Here is an 18,227-nt window from a genome sequence, read left to right on the forward strand (position 1 = left end):
AGGTTCGGTGGCGCGACCGGCGTCAGACAGGCAAGTTGGAGGAGGAGACGTGGCAACGCCCCCGAGCGGATACCCGTACGGGTCCGGACAGCAGTCCGGCCCCCAGGGCGAGACCCATAACAACCGCTTCAACTTTCCGTCCGCGCCGAGCCGTCGGCAGCAGCAGCCTCCGCCGCAGCAGCCGCAGCGTCCGCAACGCCCGCAGCGCCACCAGCAGCAAAGGCCGTACGACTCCCAGCCGTACGAGCCGTCCGTGTACGACCAGCCGCAGGCGCCCCGCATCCAGACGGTGCAGCCCCAGCGGCGCGCGCCCGAGCCCTCCGCCCCCACCGGGGGCATGCACAACCCGCTCGTGCGTCCGTACGCCATGACCGGAGGCCGGACCAGGCCGCGCTACCAGCTCGCCATCGAGGCACTGGTCAGCACGACCGCCGACCCCTCGAAGCTGCAGGGCCAGTTGCCGGAGCACCAGCGCATCTGCCACCTCTGCCGCGAGATCAAGTCAGTAGCCGAGATCTCCGCGCTTCTCTCCATCCCCCTCGGCGTCGCCCGGATCCTCGTCGCCGACCTGGCAGAGGCCGGACTCGTCGCCATCCATCAGCCCGGCGGGGACGAGACCGCCGGCGGACAGCCAGATGTGACACTGCTCGAAAGGGTGCTCAGTGGACTTCGCAAGCTCTAGCGGTGCAGCCCGCTCCACCACCTCCGCGAAAATCGTGGTGGCGGGCGGCTTCGGCGTGGGCAAGACCACGTTCGTCGGGGCCGTCTCAGAGATCAACCCGCTGCGCACCGAAGCCGTGATGACCTCCGCCTCGGCGGGCATCGACGACCTCACGCACGCGCCGGACAAGACGACCACGACCGTGGCGATGGACTTCGGCCGCATCACCCTGGACCAGGACCTGATCCTGTACCTCTTCGGTACACCGGGTCAGGACCGGTTCTGGTTCATGTGGGACGACCTGGTACGCGGTGCGATCGGGGCGGTCGTCCTCGTCGACACCCGCCGGCTCGCCGACTGCTTCCCGGCCGTCGATTACTTCGAGAACAGCGGGCTTCCGTTCGTCATCGCCCTCAACGGCTTCGACGGACATCAGCCGTACACGCCGGACGAGGTGCGTGAGGCGCTCCAGATCGGTCCGGACGCGCCGATCATCATCACCGACGCGCGGCACCGCAGCGAGGCCAAGAGCGCGCTCATCACGCTCGTCGAGCACGCGCTGATGGCCCGCCTGCGCTGACCCGCAGCTTTACGGCCGCGCACCGCGCCGCACCACGAAAGGCCCCCGCACACCTCTCAGGTGGCGGGGGCCTTCGGCGTTGTCCCGGGCCGCCGGGGGACGGTTCAGGCGAGGGTTTCGCCGACCGCGGTGAGGAGCAGCGCGAGCGAGACGGCTCCGGCGTCCGGGTGGCCGTGGCTCAGGGCGCCCATGCGGGCCGCGCGGCCGCGGGCGGGGGTGAGGTGCGCGGTGTCGGCGGCGGCCCGGGTGGCGGCCTCGGCGGCGGCCTGCCACGCCTTGGCGAGCCCGTCCCCGGCCCGCGCCCGCAGCTCGCGGCGGAACGGGTCCAGGGCGTCCAGCATCGTCTTGTCGCCCACCTCGGCCCCGCCGAGGTCGCTGACGGCGCGCTGGGCGGCGTCCGCGGCGTCGGCGAGCAGCGTGACCGCGCACCGCCCGGCCGCTCCCCCGCTGCCGGCCGCCTGTGCGGCGGTGTCCTGGCCGCTCGTGGCCGCGGGCCCGCCCTTCGTCAGGACGGCGCCGGTCTCGGCCAGCAGCGCGCCGTAGAGGGCGCCCGATGCGCCGCCCGAGGCGTCCGCGAGGGCGAGGCCCGCGGTGAGCAGCGCGGTGCCGGCCGAGTGCGGGTCGCCGGCTGGGCCGGGTTCGGAGGTACGGGCGGCGGCGACGGCGGCACGCAGGCCGCGGACGATGCCGATGCCGTGGTCACCGTCGCCGGCCACCGCGTCCAGCCGCCCCAACTCGTCCTCGTGGGCGGCGACCCGGTCCAGGGCGGCTTGGAGGGCGACCGTCGCGGGCAGATCCCCGCCGGGGGTGCTGCCGTCCCGTACGGGACGGGCCATCGCCTCCCGTACGGGGGCGGGGGCGTCGGCCCGTAGGTCGTCCTCGGCCGTGTACGCGCCCGGGAGGCTGCGGAAGGCGGGGGTGTCGCACGGAGCGTCGTAGAGCTCGGCCAGTTCGTCGTCGAGGACCATCAGCGACAGCGAGATGCCGGCCATGTCGAAGGAGGTCACGAACTCTCCGACCTCGGGGCGGTGGGGGCGCAGTCCGGCGTCCCGCAGACGGCGGTTGACCTGGCGGTAGACGACGAACATCTCCTCGTACTTGGTGCGGCCGAGGCCGTTGAGGAGCACCGCGACCCGGCCGTCGCCGCCGGCGGGTGGTGCGGGCAGTTCGTCCAGGAGGTTGTCGACCAGTTCGTCGGCCAGTTCGGCGGCGGACAGGCTGCGGGTGGTGCGCAGGCCCGGTTCGCCGTGGATGCCCATGCCCAGTTCGGTGGTGCCGGAGTTGACGGTGAACAGCGGCTCGGACGCGCCGGGCAGCGTGCAGCCGGCGAAGGCGGCGCCGAAGGTGCGGGTCATGGCGTTGGCGCGGGCCGCGATGCGGGCGACGCTCTCCAGGTCGTCGCCGCGTTCGGCCGCGGCGCCGGCCACCTTGAAGACGAAGAAGTCGCCGGCCACGCCGCGGCGGTCGTGGGACGGGTCGATGTCCTGGCCGTCGACGGGCGGCGGGCCGCTGGCGACGTCGTCGGTCACCAGCACGGTGCGGGTGTCGATGCCTTCGGCGGCGAGGCGGCGCGCGGCGAGGCCGAAGTGCATGACGTCGCCCGCGTAGTTGCCGTAGGTGAACAGGACGCCGGCGCCGCCGTCCGCGGCGCGTGCGGTGCGGTGGACCTGTTCGGCGCTGGGGCTGGCGAAGACGTCGCCGATGGCGGCGGCGTCGGCGAGGCCGGGGCCGACCAGGCCGGCGAAGGCGGGGTAGTGGCCGGAGCCGCCGCCGATGACGACCGCGACCTTGCCGGGGCGGGGGGCGTGGCGGCCGACGACGCCGTAGGCACCCGGGACCCGGCGGACCGTGCGCGCGTAGGCGTCGGCCAGTCCTTCCAGCCAGTCCTCACGGAAGGTCTCGGCGTGGTGTCCGAGGCCGGCGGGGGTGGTGGTCATCAGGGCACACTCCTTTGTTTCGTCCCTGTTGGATTTAACACCCAGATCACAGATTCGTCACCCCTCACAGCAGAAAGCGCCGTCGAAGCTGTGAGAATCCCCGACAAGAAAACCCAGCATCACATCTTGCATGTGAAGTTCTCAGGATTCATGCTGCTCGCATCACACCTGCCGCACGGCGGACCCGGGACGCGGCGCACGCTCACCTGCCCACCGCATCACACCCCCTCCGCACCGCACCAGACCCTTCTCACCCGGCAGCCCCGGCCGGCACCGACCACGGACCGGCACCCGACCACCCGCACTCGCTCCGACGGAGGCGCGACATGGCACCACCCCCACTCCTCGACCGGATCGGCATCCCCAAAGCCCTGGTCTTCGGCTACATCGGCGTGCTGCTGTTCATGGTCGGCGACGGTGTGGAGTCCGGTTTCATCGCGCCGTACATGGCCGGCCACGGCGCCGGCACCGAGATCCACGCCTCGTACGTCATCACCGTCTACGGCATCACGGTGATGCTCGCCTCCTGGCTCTCCGGCGCCCTCTCCGACCTGTGGGGCCCGCGCCGGGTGATGCAGCTCGGGCTGGCGGTCTGGATCGTCTTCGACGTCCTCTTCCTGACCCTCGCGCTCGGCCCGCAGAACTACACCCTGATGCTGGTCTTCTACGGCCTGCGCGGCTTCGGCTACCCGCTCTTCGCGTTCGGCTTCCTCGTCTGGATCACCGCCACCGCGCCCAAGGCCCGGATGGGCACCGCCGTCGGCTGGTTCTACGTCGCCTTCACCGGCGGTCTGCCCACCCTCGGCTCCCTCGTCGCCGGCGTCACCAACCCGTGGTTCGGCCGCTTCGGCACCCTGTGGGTCGCGCTCGCCATCATCGCCATCGGCGGCGCGTGCTGCCTGCTGGGCGTCCGCGAGCGCACCGGCTTCGCCCGGCTGGCGCCCGCGGAGGTCAGGCCCGTCCAGTCACTGCTCTCCAGCCTGTCCATCGCCTGGACGCACCCCAGGGTCGCCGTCGGCTGCGTGGTCCGGATCATCAACACCGCCCCGGAGTTCGGCTTCCTGGTCTTCCTGCCGACCTTCTTCTCCCAGGAGCTGGGCTTCGGCGAGGGCCGCTGGCTCACCCTGCTCGCCGTCATCTACGGCACCAACGTCTTCTGCAATCTGCTGTTCGGCGCCATCGGCGACCGGATCGGCTGGCGGAAGACGATCGCCACCTTCGGCGGCCTGGGCTGCGCCGTCACCACCCTGGCGCTGTACTTCGTCCCCAAGGCCGTCGGCAGCCACTACTGGGTCGCGATCGTGGTCGGCATGCTCTACGGCGTCACGCTGGCCGGGTTCGTCTCCATCTCGGCCCTGGTCCCGTCCCTCGCGCCGGACAACAAGGGCGGCGCGATGGCACTGCTCAACCTCGGGGCCGGCGGCGCGGCCTTCGTCGGGCCCGCCATCGTCAGCATCTTCCTCGGCCCGCTCGGCGCGGGCGGTGTGGTGTTCATCTTCGCGGGTCTCTATGTCGTCGCGGCGCTGCTGACGCTGTATCTGAAGCTGCCCGACGACGCGGCGGCCGATGCCGGAGGAACCCCGGGCGCCTTTGGTGACGGATCGCCAGAAACCGTTTCGACCAAGGTCGTTGACCTTGACAGGGGCGGGGCGGTTCCCTCAGCGTGACCTGCGACCTGGTACGACGGCAGCCCACCGACCGGAATGACGGGCGCGCTTTTTCGCCGGCGTACCGAGAACGAGGGAAACGAGGGGACGCCTCATGGGGCGCATGACGTATGGCCGCAGCATGGTGGCCGGCACGATCGCGGCGGCCGCGGTGGCCACCGCACTGACCGCCGGACCGGCCGCCGCACAGCCCGCGGCAAAGGGACAGAGCGCACAGCAGACCGCGCGGTCCGTCCAGATCAAGGGCACCCGCCACACCACCAACCGGAACGTCGAGCTGGTGATCGGGACCTCCGCGTCCGGGTCCCGCGTCAAGCTCGGCACGGTGACCGTCGAGCTGGAGGATGTGCTCGGGCACGCCGGGGCGAGCTACACCTTCCGGCTGTACGTCGGGGGCAAGCGGCTGAAGAACACGTCGCACGTCTGCACCTACGGCGAGTGCGCGCGGCAGTGGCACATCAACAAGACGTTCAAAAAGGGGACGAAGGTGACCGGCACGATGCTGCCGGCCGGCAGCAGCAAGAACGTCGGCGCACCGTCGTTCAAGCTCTGATCCGGGCGTAGGCGCGCTGCTCGTCGCGCACGCCGGAGACGGCAAAGGGCCCCGCGTCATCGATCCGTCGATGGCGCGGGGCCCTCGTGGTGCCGCCGGTGGCCGCCGGCGACCGCCGTGGTGCCGCGTCGCCGGACCCGTCCGGAGGCCCGCACGCACCGCGCACGGGCCCCTGGTCACCGCCCCGGGTCAGGTGCGCGCGGGGCACTCCTTCCATGCGAAGTGATAGAGCGTGTTGATGCTGCCGTCGGTGGAGTCCATGGCCATGAAGCTGGTGTCCGCGGACTTCGCCGACTTGGCGTCCACCCTCAGCTCGGTGTTGATGTTGAAGTAGCGCTCCTCCCCGCAGGGCGCGTACACGAGCGCGTCGACGTCGGTCTCGTCCGACGACTGCCAGTTGGCGTCGTAGGGACCGCTGAATCTGTGGCTCTTGCGGGCCGTCTCCTGCTGGCCCTGGAAGTAGTAACTCGCCTGCTCCAGCCCCGTGGCGCCCGGGGACAGCGAGGCGTAGCCCCGGTAGTCGGCCCTGGCGACCGCGTAGGTGAAGCCCTGCGGGACATGGACGTTCAGCGCGATCTGGCAGTTCTTGCGGGCGTCGGTGGGCTTGCTGCTGCCGCCCGCCTGCGCGAGGTATTCGCTGTAGGTGACGGTGAACGCCGTGTTGTCGGGTGCGATGGCCACCGCGGCGCTGCCGGGTCTGCAGCCCGAGCCGTTGACCGTCGCGACGGTAATGGTGATCTTGCCGGTCGGCGGTTCGTCGCCGAACCGCACGGCCGTTGTGGGGGATGCCGATCCGGCGAGGAGCAATGATGCCACTGCGGCACCAGCACTGAGCGTGCTGAGCATGGGCTCTTCCTTCCGGTCGTCCTAGGACCCGCGGCGCGGGAACTCCAGGAGCGGGATGACCAGCGCATGCCAACACGGAGAGCTGCCCTTGCACAGCTCCGCTCCCCAGGGTTGAGGCGAACCTACGCCTCGATTCGGCCGCCGGCGCCAACCTCATCAGCCCCACGGGACCTCGCCCACCGCGTGGCGCGGCCGGTCCTGCCCCGGTGAGCGGTCGCGCCGAGAGGCATGCCGGGCCCCGATTGCCGCTGCTCGTCGGCCCGTTGGGGGGCGGTCGCGGTCACGGTCATGTGGGTGCCGTGCGTGGGGGCGGCCCGGCGGGGACTGCGCTCCCGTGGTCGGACGCGGCTGCCGGCTCCCCGGATACGACGCCGGGTGCGGGCCCGGACGGACCGCCGCGACGGGTGGGCGGACGCGGCGGCCGGAGGGGTTCCGGGGCCGCGCGCGGCGGGGGCTGCCGGGTGCGGCGGGGATGACCGGTTCGATGGCGCCGCATGGCGGCCGCGGCCGGGTTTCCCGGACCCGGCGGCCCTCGGTGGCGGTGGGCGCGTGGGCCGTCTCGGTGACCGGAGCGGGCTGCGGCTCCGGCGGGGCACGACGGCAGCGGCCCCGCACCCTCATCGGTGCGGGGCCGCTGCCGTCGTGCGCGAGGCGCCGGCGGGTGCGGTGCGGGTCAGCGCTGCCAGCTGCTCGCGCCGTGGAAGCCGTACTGGCGCTCCAGGCGGCGCCAGCGGGCGGCGGTGGCACCCGGGCGGGCCGGGGCGGTGGCCGGGCGGTGCGCCGCGCGGGCCAGGAGGACGGCGGTCAGGGCGGCCAGCTCTTCCTCACTGGCCTGACCCTTCTCCACGCGGATCGGGGCGGTGCTGATGCTGTCGGCAGGGTTCACGTTCGTTCGTCTCCGTCGTCGCGGTGGCGCAGTGCCGGGTGCGGTTGCGGTGGGCTTACTGGGGCGGGTTGCCGTGCTTGCGGGCGGGCAGGTCCGCGTGCTTGGTGCGCAGCATCTCCAGGGACCGGATCAGCGTGTGACGGGTCTGGACCGGGTCGATGACGTCGTCGACGAGGCCGCGCTCGGCCGCGTAGTACGGGTGCATCAGCTCGGACTTGTACTCCTTGACCATGCGCACCCGCATGGCCTCGGAGTCGTCCGCCTCGGCGATCTGCTTGCGGAAGATGACGTTGGCCGCGCCCTCGGCGCCCATCACGGCGATCTCGTTGGTGGGCCAGGCGTAGGTCAGGTCGGCGCCGATGGACTGCGAGTCCATGACGATGTAGGCGCCGCCGTAGGCCTTGCGCAGCACGATCGAGATCCGCGGGACGGTGGCGTTGCAGTAGGCGTAGAGCAGCTTCGCGCCGTGCCGGATGATGCCGCCGTGCTCCTGGGCGACGCCGGGCAGGAAGCCGGGGACGTCCAGGAGGGTGAGGATCGGGATGTTGAAGGCGTCGCAGAGCTGGACGAAGCGGGCGGCCTTCTCGGACGCCTCGATGTCCAGGACGCCGGCCAGCGACTGGGGCTGGTTGGCGACGATGCCCACCACGCGGCCGTCCAGGCGGGACAGCGCGCAGATGATGTTGGTGGCCCAGCGCTCGTGGACTTCGAGGTATTCGCCGTCGTCGACGATCTCCTCGATGACCTTGCGCATGTCGTAGGGGCGGTTGCCGTCGGCCGGGACCAGGTCCAGGAGGGCGTCGCCGGGGCGGTCGGCGGGGTCCTCGCAGGGCACCGTCGGAGGGTTCTCGCGGTTGTTGGCCGGCAGCAGGGAGATCAGGTAGCGGACCTCCTCCAGGCACGTCGCCTCGTCGTCGTAGGCGAAGTGCGCCACGCCGGAGGTCTCGGCGTGCACATCGGCGCCGCCCAGGCCGTTCTGGGTGATCTCCTCACCGGTGACCGCGCGGACCACGTCCGGGCCGGTGATGAACATCTGGGAGGTCTCGCGGACCATGAAGACGAAGTCCGTCAGGGCCGGGGAGTAGGCCGCGCCGCCCGCGCAGGGGCCGAGCATCACGCTGATCTGCGGGATGACGCCGGACGCCTTGGTGTTGCGCTGGAAGATGCCGCCGTAGCCGGCCAGCGCCGAGACGCCTTCCTGGATACGGGCGCCCGCGCCGTCGTTCAGCGAGACCAGCGGCGCACCGGCCTGGATGGCCATGTCCATGATCTTGTGGATCTTGGTGGCGTGCGCCTCGCCCAGCGCCCCGCCGAAGATCCGGAAGTCGTGCGCGTAGGTGAAGACGGTGCGGCCGTGGACGGTGCCCCAGCCCGTGATCACGCCGTCGGTGTACGGCTTCTTCGCCTCCAGGCCGAAGCCCGTCGCGCGGTGCCGCCGCAGCGGCTCGACCTCGTTGAACGAGCCCTCGTCCAGCAGCAGCTCGATCCGCTCACGCGCCGTGAGCTTCCCCTTGGCACGCTGCGCTTCGGTGGCACGCTCGCTGGGGCCTCGCCGAGCCTGCTCACGGATGGCGTGCAGTTCGGCGACGCGCCCGCGGGCGTCGTTGGCGCCGGCGGGCACATCTTCAACAGTGGTCATGTATCGACGGTACGTGGCCGAGGGCCCTCGGACCGATGTCGGTTTCGTACAACGTCGAGTGCGATTTGGTGGGCAGGCGTCACAGAAGCGTCCTGTGGACGCGCTGCGTCCGGGCCTCCAAATGGGTGGATGGGCCATCCGTCATCTGTATGGGCCCCACAAACGGAGCCGGAGTGGCGTTGTCACGATCCGTGAAAGTGAGCGGGATTGCCGGCGGGCGGTCGTACGGGGAGCGACGGGCGGGTGCACGCGAGGCGGCAGACGGGGCGCCGCGGTCAGAGGAGGGCGACGGTGCAGCTGTGGGTGGCGCAGGCGGTACCGGGGGTGATGCGCAGCCGCAGGGTGTCGCCGGCCGTCAGCACCTCGACGGACGGGTCGTGCGAGAGCACCCCGCGCAGCCGCCGGGACCAGGTGATTTCCAGACTCCCGCCGGTGCGTTCCGGTGCGGCGACGGAGAGCTGTGCCGTCCGCGCGCGGGGTCCGGCCGCGCCCTGCGGCCGGTGTTCGCGGACCAGGACGCTCGCCGGGCCGTCGGCGCCGAGCGGTCCCGCGCGGCCGGGCCGCCAGAAATTCGCGGCGGTTACTCCGAGGGAGTTGACGGCGACGGCCTGCCGGTCCGCGTCGTTGGCGAGCACGGTGAGCCAGCGCCGGTCGGCGGCGCGGGCGGCGAGGGCGCCCGGGGTGGCGCCCGGCATGAGGAGGTAGGCGTATCCGGCGTCCGTGGGGTCGGTGCCGTGGTCGTGCCAGAGGGTGAGGTAGCGGCGGGTGAGGCGGGCCGGTGAGGAGCCGGTGTTGATGTCGCGCCAGGCACCGGTGCGGTCCTCGCGCAGGATCTTCAGGGGCGCCGGGCCCGAGGATCCGGGGAAGACCCAGCCGCCGTGCCCGGCGAGATGGGCCCAGCGGGCGCCCCGGAGGGCGGTGGTCTCGCCGAGGGCGTCGGGCAGGCGGACGCCGTCGACGGTGAGGACGGCGGTGCCGGACTCCCCCAGGGCGCGGTTGTCGACGACCGTCTCGGCGGGCACGCCGTCGCGTGAGCTGATACCGGCGCCCAGGCAGACGACGGTGTCGGCGAGGCAGAACCACGACTTCTTGGCGGTGAGGGTGGAGGACAGGCCGCGGAGGTCCTGCCCGAGGGCGGCGAATTCGCCGTCGGTGCTGCCGCCGACCCAGCGGGCAGCGGGCTTCGGCTCGCCCCAGCCGCCGCCTTCGTTGTCCGCGAGCCGTTTGGTGGACACCGTCGTACCCGGCAGCCGGTAGGGGTCGACGGTGGGCCAGAAGGCGTCCGTGTACTGGTCGCCCCCGAAGTCGGCGCCCCACCAGGCGAGCATGCCGGCGCCGGTGTGCCAGCCGCGCGGGTTCTCGCCGTTGCCGTTCTCGTAGTAGGTGATGCGGTCGGAGGCCATGGCCAGGCCGGCGGCCCAGCCGGGGCGGCGGTGCACGGCGCGGTCCATGGCGGCGAAGAGGTGGTGGCCGACGCTCTCGGGGGCGGCGGCCCCGGGGCTCTTTGCGATCTGCTGGAGGCGGGCGAGGTCGGCGACGGTGTACTGCCGGTCGGTCAGGACCGGCAGGGTGCGGTCGCGGGCGATCCAGCCCTTGACCATGGCGTTCCAGCGGGTGCGTTCGGTCTCGCTCGCGGCGCCGCCGAGCAGGGCGATGGCGGCGATCAGCGCATGGCCGTGGAAGTGGTCGCTGCGCATCACCTTGCGTTCGTCGGAGACGAGGTAACCGCGGCTGATGGCACGGCCGTTGACGCTGTCCATCATCAGGCCGTTGTAGAGCAGCGGGGCGTAGGCGTGCTCGACGCTGTCGAAGATGATCCGGCGGCCCGGGTCGGTGACCTCCCAGGTGGAGCCGGCGAGCAGGGTGAAGAGCCGGCCGAGGCCGTCCAGCATGACGTTGCCGTAGGTGCCGGAGTAGGCGACCCAGATGTGCTGGACGAAGGAGCCGTCGGCGTAGAGGCCGTCGCCCTTGCCGACGTACGGGAAGACGGGACCGAGCGCGTCGCGGGCCAGCGCGATCTTGTCGGGGGCGCGGCCGAGGATGCCGCGCAGGGCGACGACGCGGCACAGGTCGACGCGGTTGGCGCCGGTGCTGGTGCCGGTGTAGTCGCCCAGCATGGCGTCGGGGACGAAGTGGTCGACGGCGGCGAGCGCGCGGGTGCGCAGGTCGTCGCCGATGCCGCCGTCCGGGAGGTGCTGGTCGAGGAGCGCGATGGTGTCGAGCAGGAGTCTGGGGGTGCCGATCTGCCATTCCCACCAGTTGCCGTAGCGGGTGGTGGCGGTGTTGTAGACGGTGGCTTCGAGGTGGTCGAGGCCGTTGATGATGTCGGCGGCGAGTCCGGCGTCACCGGTGAGGCCGGTGCCGGGCTGGGCGTAGGCCTCGGCCATGGTGTGCAGCCGCTGGTAGCTGCGGGTGATGCCGGCCGGCGGGTCGTACGGGCAGTCGGGCCAGAGCGATCCGCCGGCCGGCCGCATGCCCGTACGGAAGGTGCGGGCGAAGTCGCCGGTCTCCTTCAGGGCGGCGGCGTACGGCGCGGCGGCGGGGTCGAATCCGGAGCCGAGGGCGAGCTCCGTCCAGCGGCCGCGGAGGGTGTCGTACTCCGTCCCGGAGGCGGGATCCGGGGTCGCGGGGGGCGCGGCGTGTGCGGGCGTGGCACCGGCCCCGAGGCCGAGCGCGCTCGCGGTGGTGGCGGTCAGAAATCCTCGGCGGGACCAGGCGGACGAGGCGGACGCAGGCGGCACGGTCGATCCTCTCCGGAGCATCAACTGGACAGTGGTGCAGACCACTTGGCGGCGTTCCGATGGTCTAGCACGGGCCGCGGCGCAGCGGCAATGACCGCGCCGGAACGGGCTGCGACGGGCACCGGGCGGCGGCAGCCCAGAGAACGGTTGAATGTTGAACCAGATATCGCTACAGTGAATCTCGTTGAAGGTTAAACAAAATGTCTTCGAGGAGGAGCCATGGCTCTGTTCCACCGCAAGCGCACCGAGACCGCCGACCGCGCCGCCCACGGCGGGACCGCAGCCGTCCTTGACGCGGACCCCGCGCTCGCCGCGCTGACCGGCGACTACACCGTCGACCCCGCGCACAGCAGCATCGGCTTCACGGTCCGGCACGCGATGGTCACCAACGTGCGGGGCGCCTTCGGCGAGCACGAGGGCACGCTGCACCTCGACGGCGCCGACCCGGCCCGCTCCTCCGCCAGCCTCGACGTCACGATCGCCAGCATCGACACCGGCATCGCCGACCGCGACGGCCACCTGCGCGGCGGCGACTTCTTCGACGCCGACACCTTCCCGCTGATGACCTTCCGCAGCACCGCCGTCGAGCAGGTCGGCGGGGACCGCTACCGCGTCACCGGCGACCTCACCCTCAAGGACGTCACCAAGCCGCTCACCATCGACCTGGAGTTCAACGGCTCGGCCACCGACGTCTACGGCGCCGAGCGGGTCGGCTTCGAGGGCAGCGCCGAGATCCTGCGCTCCGACTGGGGCCTGACCTGGAACGCCGCGCTGGAGACCGGCGGCGTCATGGTCAGCGACAAGGTCAAGCTGACCTTCGACATCTCGGCGGTCAAGGCGGCACCGGAAGCGGCCTGAGCCCACGGGCCCGCCGGGTGAGCGCCCGCCCGCCCCGAAGCGCCGCGGCCCCGCGCCGGTCCCTCCCCCGAGGGCCGGCGCGGGGCCGCGGCGCGTGCCGTACCCGGTCGGCCGGCTACTCCTGCGGCTCCACCCCGGCCCGCAGCAGCCCGTACGCGTAGGCGTCGTCCAGCGCCTGCCAGGAGGCGGCGATGACGTTCTCCGCGACGCCGACCGTGGACCATTCACCCCGGCCGTCGCTGGTGGAGACCAGGACCCGGGTGATGGAGCCGGTGCCCTGCCGGCCCTCCAGGATGCGGACCTTGTAGTCCACCAGCTCCATGTGGGCGAGCTGCGGGTAGATCCGCTCCAGGCCGAGACGCAGCGCCCGGTCCAGGGCGTTGACCGGGCCGTTGCCCTCGGCGGTGGTGACGATCCGCTCGCCCTTCGCCCACAGCTTCACGGTCGCCTCGTTGGCGTGCGTACCGTCCGGGCGGTCCTCGACGATCGCCCGCCAGGACTCCACCCGGAAGTAGCTGCGCGGGCCCTCGCCGGCCGCCCGCTGCAGCTCGTCACGCAGCATCAGCTCGAACGACGCGTCGGCGGCCTCGTAGGTGTAGCCCGCCAGTTCACGCTCCTTGACACGCTCGACGACCCGGCCGACCAGAGCGCGGTCGCCGCTCAGGTCGATGCCCAGCTCCTTGCCCTTCAGCTCGATCGAGGCCCGGCCGGCCATGTCGGAGACCAGCATCCGCATGGTGTTGCCGACCAGCGCCGGGTCGATGTGCTGGTACAGGTCCGGGTCGACCTTGATCGCGGAGGCGTGCAGCCCGGCCTTGTGCGCGAACGCCGAGACGCCGACGTAGGGCTGGTGCGTGGAGGGGGTGAGGTTGACGACCTCGGCGATGGCGTGCGAGATCCGGGTGGTCTCGGCGAGCTTGCCCTCGGGCAGCACCTGGCGCCCGTACTTGAGCTCCAGGGCGGCGGCGACCGGGAAGAGGTTGGAGTTGCCGACCCGCTCGCCGTAACCGTTGGCGGTGCACTGGACGTGGGTGGCGCCCCCGTCGACTGCGGCGAGGGTGTTGGCGACGGCGCAGCCGGTGTCGTCCTGCGCGTGGATGCCAAGGCGCGCCCCGGTGTCCGCGAGGACGGTCCGCACCACGGCCGTGACCTGCGCGGGGAGCATGCCGCCGTTGGTGTCGCAGAGCACCACGACATCGGCGCCCGCGTCGGAGGCGGTCCGGACGATCCGCTTGGCGTAGACCGGGTCCAGCGCGTAGCCGTCGAAGAAGTGCTCGCAGTCGAGGAACACCCGGCGGCCCTGGCCGCGCAGGTAGGCGACGGTGTCCGCCACCATCGCGAGGTTCTCCTCGGGCGTGGTGCGCAGGGCCAGTTCCACATGCCCGACATGGGACTTGGCGACGAGGGTGATGACCGGGGCTCCGGAGTCCAGGAGCGCGGCGACCTGCGGGTCGTCCTGGACGCGTACGCCGGCCTTGCGGGTGGCGCCGAACGCCACGAGCTGCGCGTGCCGGAAGTCGATCTCCTCGCGGGCGCGCTGGAAGAACTCGGTGTCCCGGGGGTTGGCGCCGGGCCAGCCGCCCTCGATGAAGCCGACCCCGTAGTCGTCCAGGTGCCGGGCGATGGTCAGCTTGTCGGCGACGGTCAGGTTGATGCCCTCGCGCTGTGCGCCGTCGCGCAACGTCGTGTCGAACACATGGAAGTCGTCGGACACCGGGCTCTGCGGGCCGGGGTGCGGGGACGAGGAGGGTTCGTGTACGTCCGTCATGCTGGTCTGGCTCCTGTCGGGATCTCGGTCTACCGGAATGACCGGCTCCACCGTCCCTCCATGATCCCTCGCGCTCCGTTTCCGGTGACGGGTGGGCCGGAAACGAAAAAACCTCTCGCGGGTGCGAGAGGTCTGCGCGCGGGTCTGGGACGACGATGGCCGCGCCGTACTCGGTATGTACGGGGCGGTCACTGCGGACCGGCGCGCCTGCTGCCAATAATCATGGCGAACGAGAGCACGGGGGCAGTCTGGCACGCGTCCGCCGGCCGGGGAACGGCGTCTCACGATGCGGGCGGCGGTGTCCGGCGACGCCCCGGTGCGGGGCCGCCGCCGGACAGCCGGCCGGCTCAGGCAGAGGCCTTGCTGCGCGCTCCGTCCTTGCCGCTCCGCGCGCCCTCGGCGTCCTTGCCGACCCGCTGGAGGTCGATGGTGCGGGTCTCCCGCATCGTGACGTAGACGATCAGCGAGACGGCGGCGCAGCCGGCGACGTACCAGTAGTAGCCGGACTCGATGCCGCCCTCCTTGAACCACAGAGCGACGTATTCCGCGGTGCCGCCGAAGAGCGCGTTGGCGATCGCGTACGGCAGGGCGACGCCCAGCGCGCGGATGCCGGTCGGGAACAGCTCGGCCTTCACACAGGCGTTGATCGAGGTGTAGCCGGTGACGATGACCAGGGCCAGCAGCGAGAGGCCGAGGGCGGGCCAGAAGCCGCCGACGTGCCGCAGCAGCGTCATGATCGGCACGGTCAGGAACGTCGAGCCGACCGCGAAGGTGATCAGCAGCGGGCGGCGGCCGATCCGGTCCGACAGCTTGCCCGCCAGCGGCTGCAGGCACATGAACAGGAACAACGCGCAGAAGCTGACCAGCGAGGCGGTCGACTTCTCCATCCCGGCGCTGTTGGAGAGGTACTTGGTGAGGTAGGTCGTGTAGGTGTAGTACGCGACCGTGCCGCCCATGGTCAGCGCGATGACCAGGAACGCTTCCCGCTTGTGCGCCAGCAGCGCCTTGAGCGTGCCACGGTCCGGGTCCGCGTTCGCCGCGTCGTCCCCGGCGTAGACCTCGGTCTCCAGCATGTTGCGCCGCAGATAGAAGACGACGCCCGCGCCGAGCGCGCCGACGATGAACGGGATCCGCCAGGCCCAGCTGTGCAGCGCCTCGTCGGACATGGTGCGCTGGAGGACGATCTGCAGGCCGAGCCCGAGCAGCTGCCCCGCGGTCATCGACACGTACTGGAAGCTGGAGGCGAACCCGCGCCGGCCGGGGGCCGAGGCCTCGGTGAGATAGGTGGCGCTGGCCGCGTACTCGCCACCGACCGACAGCCCCTGGAGCATCCGCGCGACGAGCAGCACGGCGACGCCGCCGTAACCCGCCACGTCGTAGGTGGGCGCGACCGCGATCAGGATCGCCGACGCGGACATCAGGGTGACCGTCAGCGTGAGCGCGGCCTTACGGCCCTTGCGGTCCCCGATCCGGCCGAGCACCCAGCCGCCCACCGGACGCATGAAGAAGCCGACCGCGAAGATCCCCATGGTGTTCATGAGGTTCGCGGTGTCATTCCCCTTCGGGAAGAACGAATCGGCGAAGTAGACGGCGAAGCTCGCATACACGAACCAGTCGAACCACTCCACCATGTTGCCGGCCGAGCCGACCCAGATCTTCTTCCACTGCTCTCGTCCCATAGCCGCTCACGGTCTCGGACCCGGGGGCCCTGGGCAAGAGCACAGGAGGCAACGATCGTAGGTACTTACGTGCGTTGTGGTCACGGTGAGGCCGCGGCCCGGAACCGACACGGGACCAGTGGCGCCGCACCGCGCCCCTGCGGCCCCGGGGCACGTCGAACGGGTTCCGGGGCATCCGGATGCGCGTCATCGCCCCGGCCTCCGCCCCGTGCCGGCTGCAGCCCGAGAAACGAGGAAGAAGCGATATGTCCGAACCGCAACCCCCCGGCAGGACAGCGACCGATTCCCGGCAGTGCCGCGGAGGCGTGGGAGATCGGCCGCAACCCCTTCCCGAGGGTCTGGCCGGGCGGGGAGGAACCGACCCTGCACGTTCAGGAATTCGACATCGGCTACCTCGTGTATCCCGTCTTCCCGCCCAGGGATCCCGCCGCCGGTCCGCGCGATCCGGCGGCTCCCACATCGTGATCTCCAAGGCGGACGGCGAGGTCAGCGCGCTGCCCAACTATCCGCCGGAGCAAGCCGTCGAGGTGTACCGCAGCCATTTCCGCCGGGAGGCGTGAGGGCCGTCTCCGTACGCCGGCCGGGCTGTGGGAGCCGTAACGGTGGAGTGGAAACGCATCGAGACCTCGTCCTGGGGACGAGGTCTCGGCGCGGCTCACGCGTCCGTTCAGGACCGGGCGTCGGTCATTCCTGCGGCACGGACAGCGACTCGTCCAGGAACTCCGTCACATCGCGCCGCACCTGTGCCCGGTCCGTCCCGGGCAGGCCCACCACCAGATGGGTGCCGAAGCCGTCGAGGAGGGCGCGGGTGCGGGTGGCGAAGCGTTCGGCGTCGACGGGGCGGAACTCGCCCTTCGACATGCCCTCGACGAGGAGGGCGACCAGGTCGCGGTGCCAGGCGAGTTCGAGGTCGAGCTGGCGTTCGCGGGTTTCCTCGTCGGCGTTCTGGGAGCGGTTCCAGACCTCCAGCCACAGGGTCCAGCGCGGGTCGCGGTGGCCTTCGGGGAGGTAGAGGTCGACGAGGGCGTCCACCCGCTCGCGGGCGGGGACGCGGCGCGAGAGGGCGGCCCGGCGTTCGGCGCCGAGCTGCTCCTCGCTCCACTGGAGGGTCTGCAGCAGCAGCTCGTCCTTCGTACCGAAGTAGTAGAGGATGTGGCCGCTGCTCATGCCGACCTCGCGGCCCAGCCCGGCCATGGTCAGCCGGTCCAGGCCCTCGGCGGCGATGGTGGTCATCGCCGCCGCCAGCACCTGCTCGCGGGGCTGGTTGAGCCGTCGCCGGGGACGGCGCGCGGGCACGGGTCCGGGCACGGGGGACCTCCGAGGTCGGCTGGGCCTGCGGGTCAGACCTTGGGCTGCTGCTGGGTGATGCAGTGGATTCCGCCACCCGCTGCGAAGATCGTACGGGCGTCCACCAGGGTCACCGTGCGGTCGGGGAAGAGCCGGCGGAAAATTCCGGCGGCGTGCTCGTCGCGCGGGTCGTCGAAGCCGCAGAGCACCACACCGTCGTTGCAGAGGTAGTGGTTGATGTAGGAGTAGTCGACGAGCGCGCCGTCCTCCTCGATGACCGTGGGGGCGGGTACCTCGACCACCTCCAGCTGCCGGCCGCGGGCGTCGGTGGCGGAGCGCAGCAGCTTGGCGATCTCGTTGCAGATGGCGTGGTCGGGGTGGTCGGGGTTGGGCTGGGTGTGCACGAGGACGACGCCGGGGCGGGCGAACGCGGCGACGATGTCGACATGGCCCCGGGTGCCGAACCGGCCGTAGTCGGCGGCGAGTCCGCGCGGCAGCCAGATGGCCTTGGTGGTGCCGAGGTGGGCGTGGATCTCCGCCTCGACCTCCTCCATGGTGCGGCCGGGGTTGCGGCCCGGGTCGAGCTGGACGGTCTCGGTGAGGAGGACGGTGCCCTCGCCGTCGACGTGGATGCCGCCGCCCTCGTTGACCAGGGAGGTGGCGTAGCGGCGGGCGCCGGCGAATTCGGTGACGGCCGAGGCTATCTCGGCGTCGTGCTCCCAGCGGGCCCAGTCCTGGGCGCCCCAGCCGTTGAAGACCCAGTCGGTGGCGCCGAGGCGGCCGTTGCCGTCGGTGAGGAAGGTCGGGCCGATGTCGCGCATCCAGGCGTCGTTCAGCGGCTGCTCGACGACCTCGATGTCCGGGCCGAGCAGCGCGCGGGCACTTGGGGCCTGCCCCGTCCCCGCGACGACGGTGACCGGTTCGAAGCGGCGTACGGCGCGGGCCACCGCGGCCCAGGCGCCGCGGGCCTCGGCGAGTGCCTCGCCGCCGTCCTCCCCGAAGGTGAAGTTGGCGCCGGGCCAGGCCATCCAGGTGCGCTCGTGGCGGGCCCACTCCGGGGGCATGCAAAAGCCGTCGGCGGCGGGGGTGTTCATGCGGGGTCCTCACGTTCGCGGGGAGGGGCGG

Annotated in this window: 14 protein-coding genes; 5 read left to right on the forward strand and 9 right to left on the reverse strand. The window is 71.8% G+C overall.

Annotated features, from left to right (window positions below):
* Positions 1-49 precede the first annotated feature (49 nt).
* Complete coding sequence (locus ACIRQ7_RS00830) at positions 50-682, forward strand: DUF742 domain-containing protein (RefSeq protein ID WP_404258902.1); 633 nt, start codon at positions 50-52, stop codon at positions 680-682.
* Entirely contained in the window at positions 663-1,241 is a 579-nt protein-coding gene (locus ACIRQ7_RS00835; protein WP_073760799.1) for an ATP/GTP-binding protein, read from the forward strand. The genes ACIRQ7_RS00830 and ACIRQ7_RS00835 overlap by 20 nt, the downstream gene beginning before the upstream one ends.
* A gap of 104 nt (positions 1,242-1,345) precedes the next feature.
* On the opposite strand, the gene ACIRQ7_RS00840 is transcribed toward ACIRQ7_RS00835, so the two are convergent.
* Positions 1,346-3,178, reverse strand: a complete 1,833-nt coding sequence (locus tag ACIRQ7_RS00840; protein ID WP_404258904.1) for a dihydroxyacetone kinase family protein — start codon at positions 3,176-3,178, stop codon at positions 1,346-1,348.
* A 326-nt stretch (positions 3,179-3,504) separates the two neighbouring features.
* Here ACIRQ7_RS00840 and ACIRQ7_RS00845 point away from each other — a divergent pair, with 326 nt between their 5' ends.
* Positions 3,505-4,845, forward strand: a complete 1,341-nt coding sequence (locus ACIRQ7_RS00845; RefSeq protein ID WP_404258906.1) for an MFS transporter — start codon at positions 3,505-3,507, stop codon at positions 4,843-4,845.
* 94 nt (positions 4,846-4,939) lie between these two features.
* Positions 4,940-5,398 carry a hypothetical protein gene (locus ACIRQ7_RS00850; protein ID WP_404258908.1) on the forward strand — a complete coding sequence of 153 codons (459 nt, stop codon included), beginning with the start codon at positions 4,940-4,942 and terminating at the stop codon, positions 5,396-5,398.
* A gap of 189 nt (positions 5,399-5,587) precedes the next feature.
* Here the strand turns inward: ACIRQ7_RS00850 and ACIRQ7_RS00855 are convergent, their stop codons facing one another.
* The 4 genes from ACIRQ7_RS00855 to ACIRQ7_RS00870 all read right to left on the reverse strand — a co-directional run bounded on the left by ACIRQ7_RS00855 (position 5,588) and on the right by ACIRQ7_RS00870 (position 11,531).
* Positions 5,588-6,244, reverse strand: coding sequence for a DUF4360 domain-containing protein (locus ACIRQ7_RS00855; protein WP_401463375.1), 657 nt, complete (start codon positions 6,242-6,244; stop codon positions 5,588-5,590).
* Positions 6,245-6,917: 673 nt separating this feature from the next.
* Entirely contained in the window at positions 6,918-7,130 is a 213-nt protein-coding gene (locus ACIRQ7_RS00860; protein ID WP_401463373.1) for an acyl-CoA carboxylase epsilon subunit, read from the reverse strand.
* Between the two features lie 55 nt (positions 7,131-7,185).
* On the reverse strand, positions 7,186-8,769 hold the full coding sequence (locus ACIRQ7_RS00865) for an acyl-CoA carboxylase subunit beta (protein WP_401463371.1): 1,584 nt from the start codon (positions 8,767-8,769) through the stop codon (positions 7,186-7,188).
* A 275-nt stretch (positions 8,770-9,044) separates the two neighbouring features.
* Complete coding sequence (locus ACIRQ7_RS00870) at positions 9,045-11,531, reverse strand: polysaccharide lyase 8 family protein (RefSeq protein WP_404258910.1); 2,487 nt, start codon at positions 11,529-11,531, stop codon at positions 9,045-9,047.
* A 198-nt stretch (positions 11,532-11,729) separates the two neighbouring features.
* Between ACIRQ7_RS00870 and ACIRQ7_RS00875 the strand changes: the two genes are divergently transcribed.
* Positions 11,730-12,368 (forward strand): YceI family protein, encoded by a 639-nt coding sequence (locus tag ACIRQ7_RS00875; RefSeq protein WP_404258912.1) that lies wholly within the window; start codon positions 11,730-11,732, stop codon positions 12,366-12,368.
* 115 nt (positions 12,369-12,483) lie between these two features.
* On the opposite strand, the gene cimA is transcribed toward ACIRQ7_RS00875, so the two are convergent.
* The 4 genes from cimA to ACIRQ7_RS00895 form a co-directional block, all read right to left on the reverse strand.
* Positions 12,484-14,136 carry a citramalate synthase gene (cimA, locus tag ACIRQ7_RS00880; protein WP_401463365.1) on the reverse strand — a complete coding sequence of 551 codons (1,653 nt, stop codon included), beginning with the start codon at positions 14,134-14,136 and terminating at the stop codon, positions 12,484-12,486.
* Positions 14,137-14,483: 347 nt separating this feature from the next.
* Entirely contained in the window at positions 14,484-15,815 is a 1,332-nt protein-coding gene (locus ACIRQ7_RS00885) for an MFS transporter (protein ID WP_404258914.1), read from the reverse strand.
* Between the two features lie 684 nt (positions 15,816-16,499).
* On the reverse strand, positions 16,500-17,123 hold the full coding sequence (locus tag ACIRQ7_RS00890; protein ID WP_401463361.1) for a TetR/AcrR family transcriptional regulator: 624 nt from the start codon (positions 17,121-17,123) through the stop codon (positions 16,500-16,502).
* Positions 17,124-17,155: 32 nt separating this feature from the next.
* A complete protein-coding gene (locus ACIRQ7_RS00895) occupies positions 17,156-18,196 on the reverse strand; it encodes an agmatine/peptidylarginine deiminase (protein ID WP_401463359.1) in 1,041 nt (346 codons plus the stop codon).
* Positions 18,197-18,227 lie beyond the last annotated feature (31 nt).

It is taken from the genome of Streptomyces sp. NPDC101393 (genome assembly GCF_044767385.1).
Classification (GTDB): domain Bacteria; phylum Actinomycetota; class Actinomycetes; order Streptomycetales; family Streptomycetaceae; genus Streptomyces.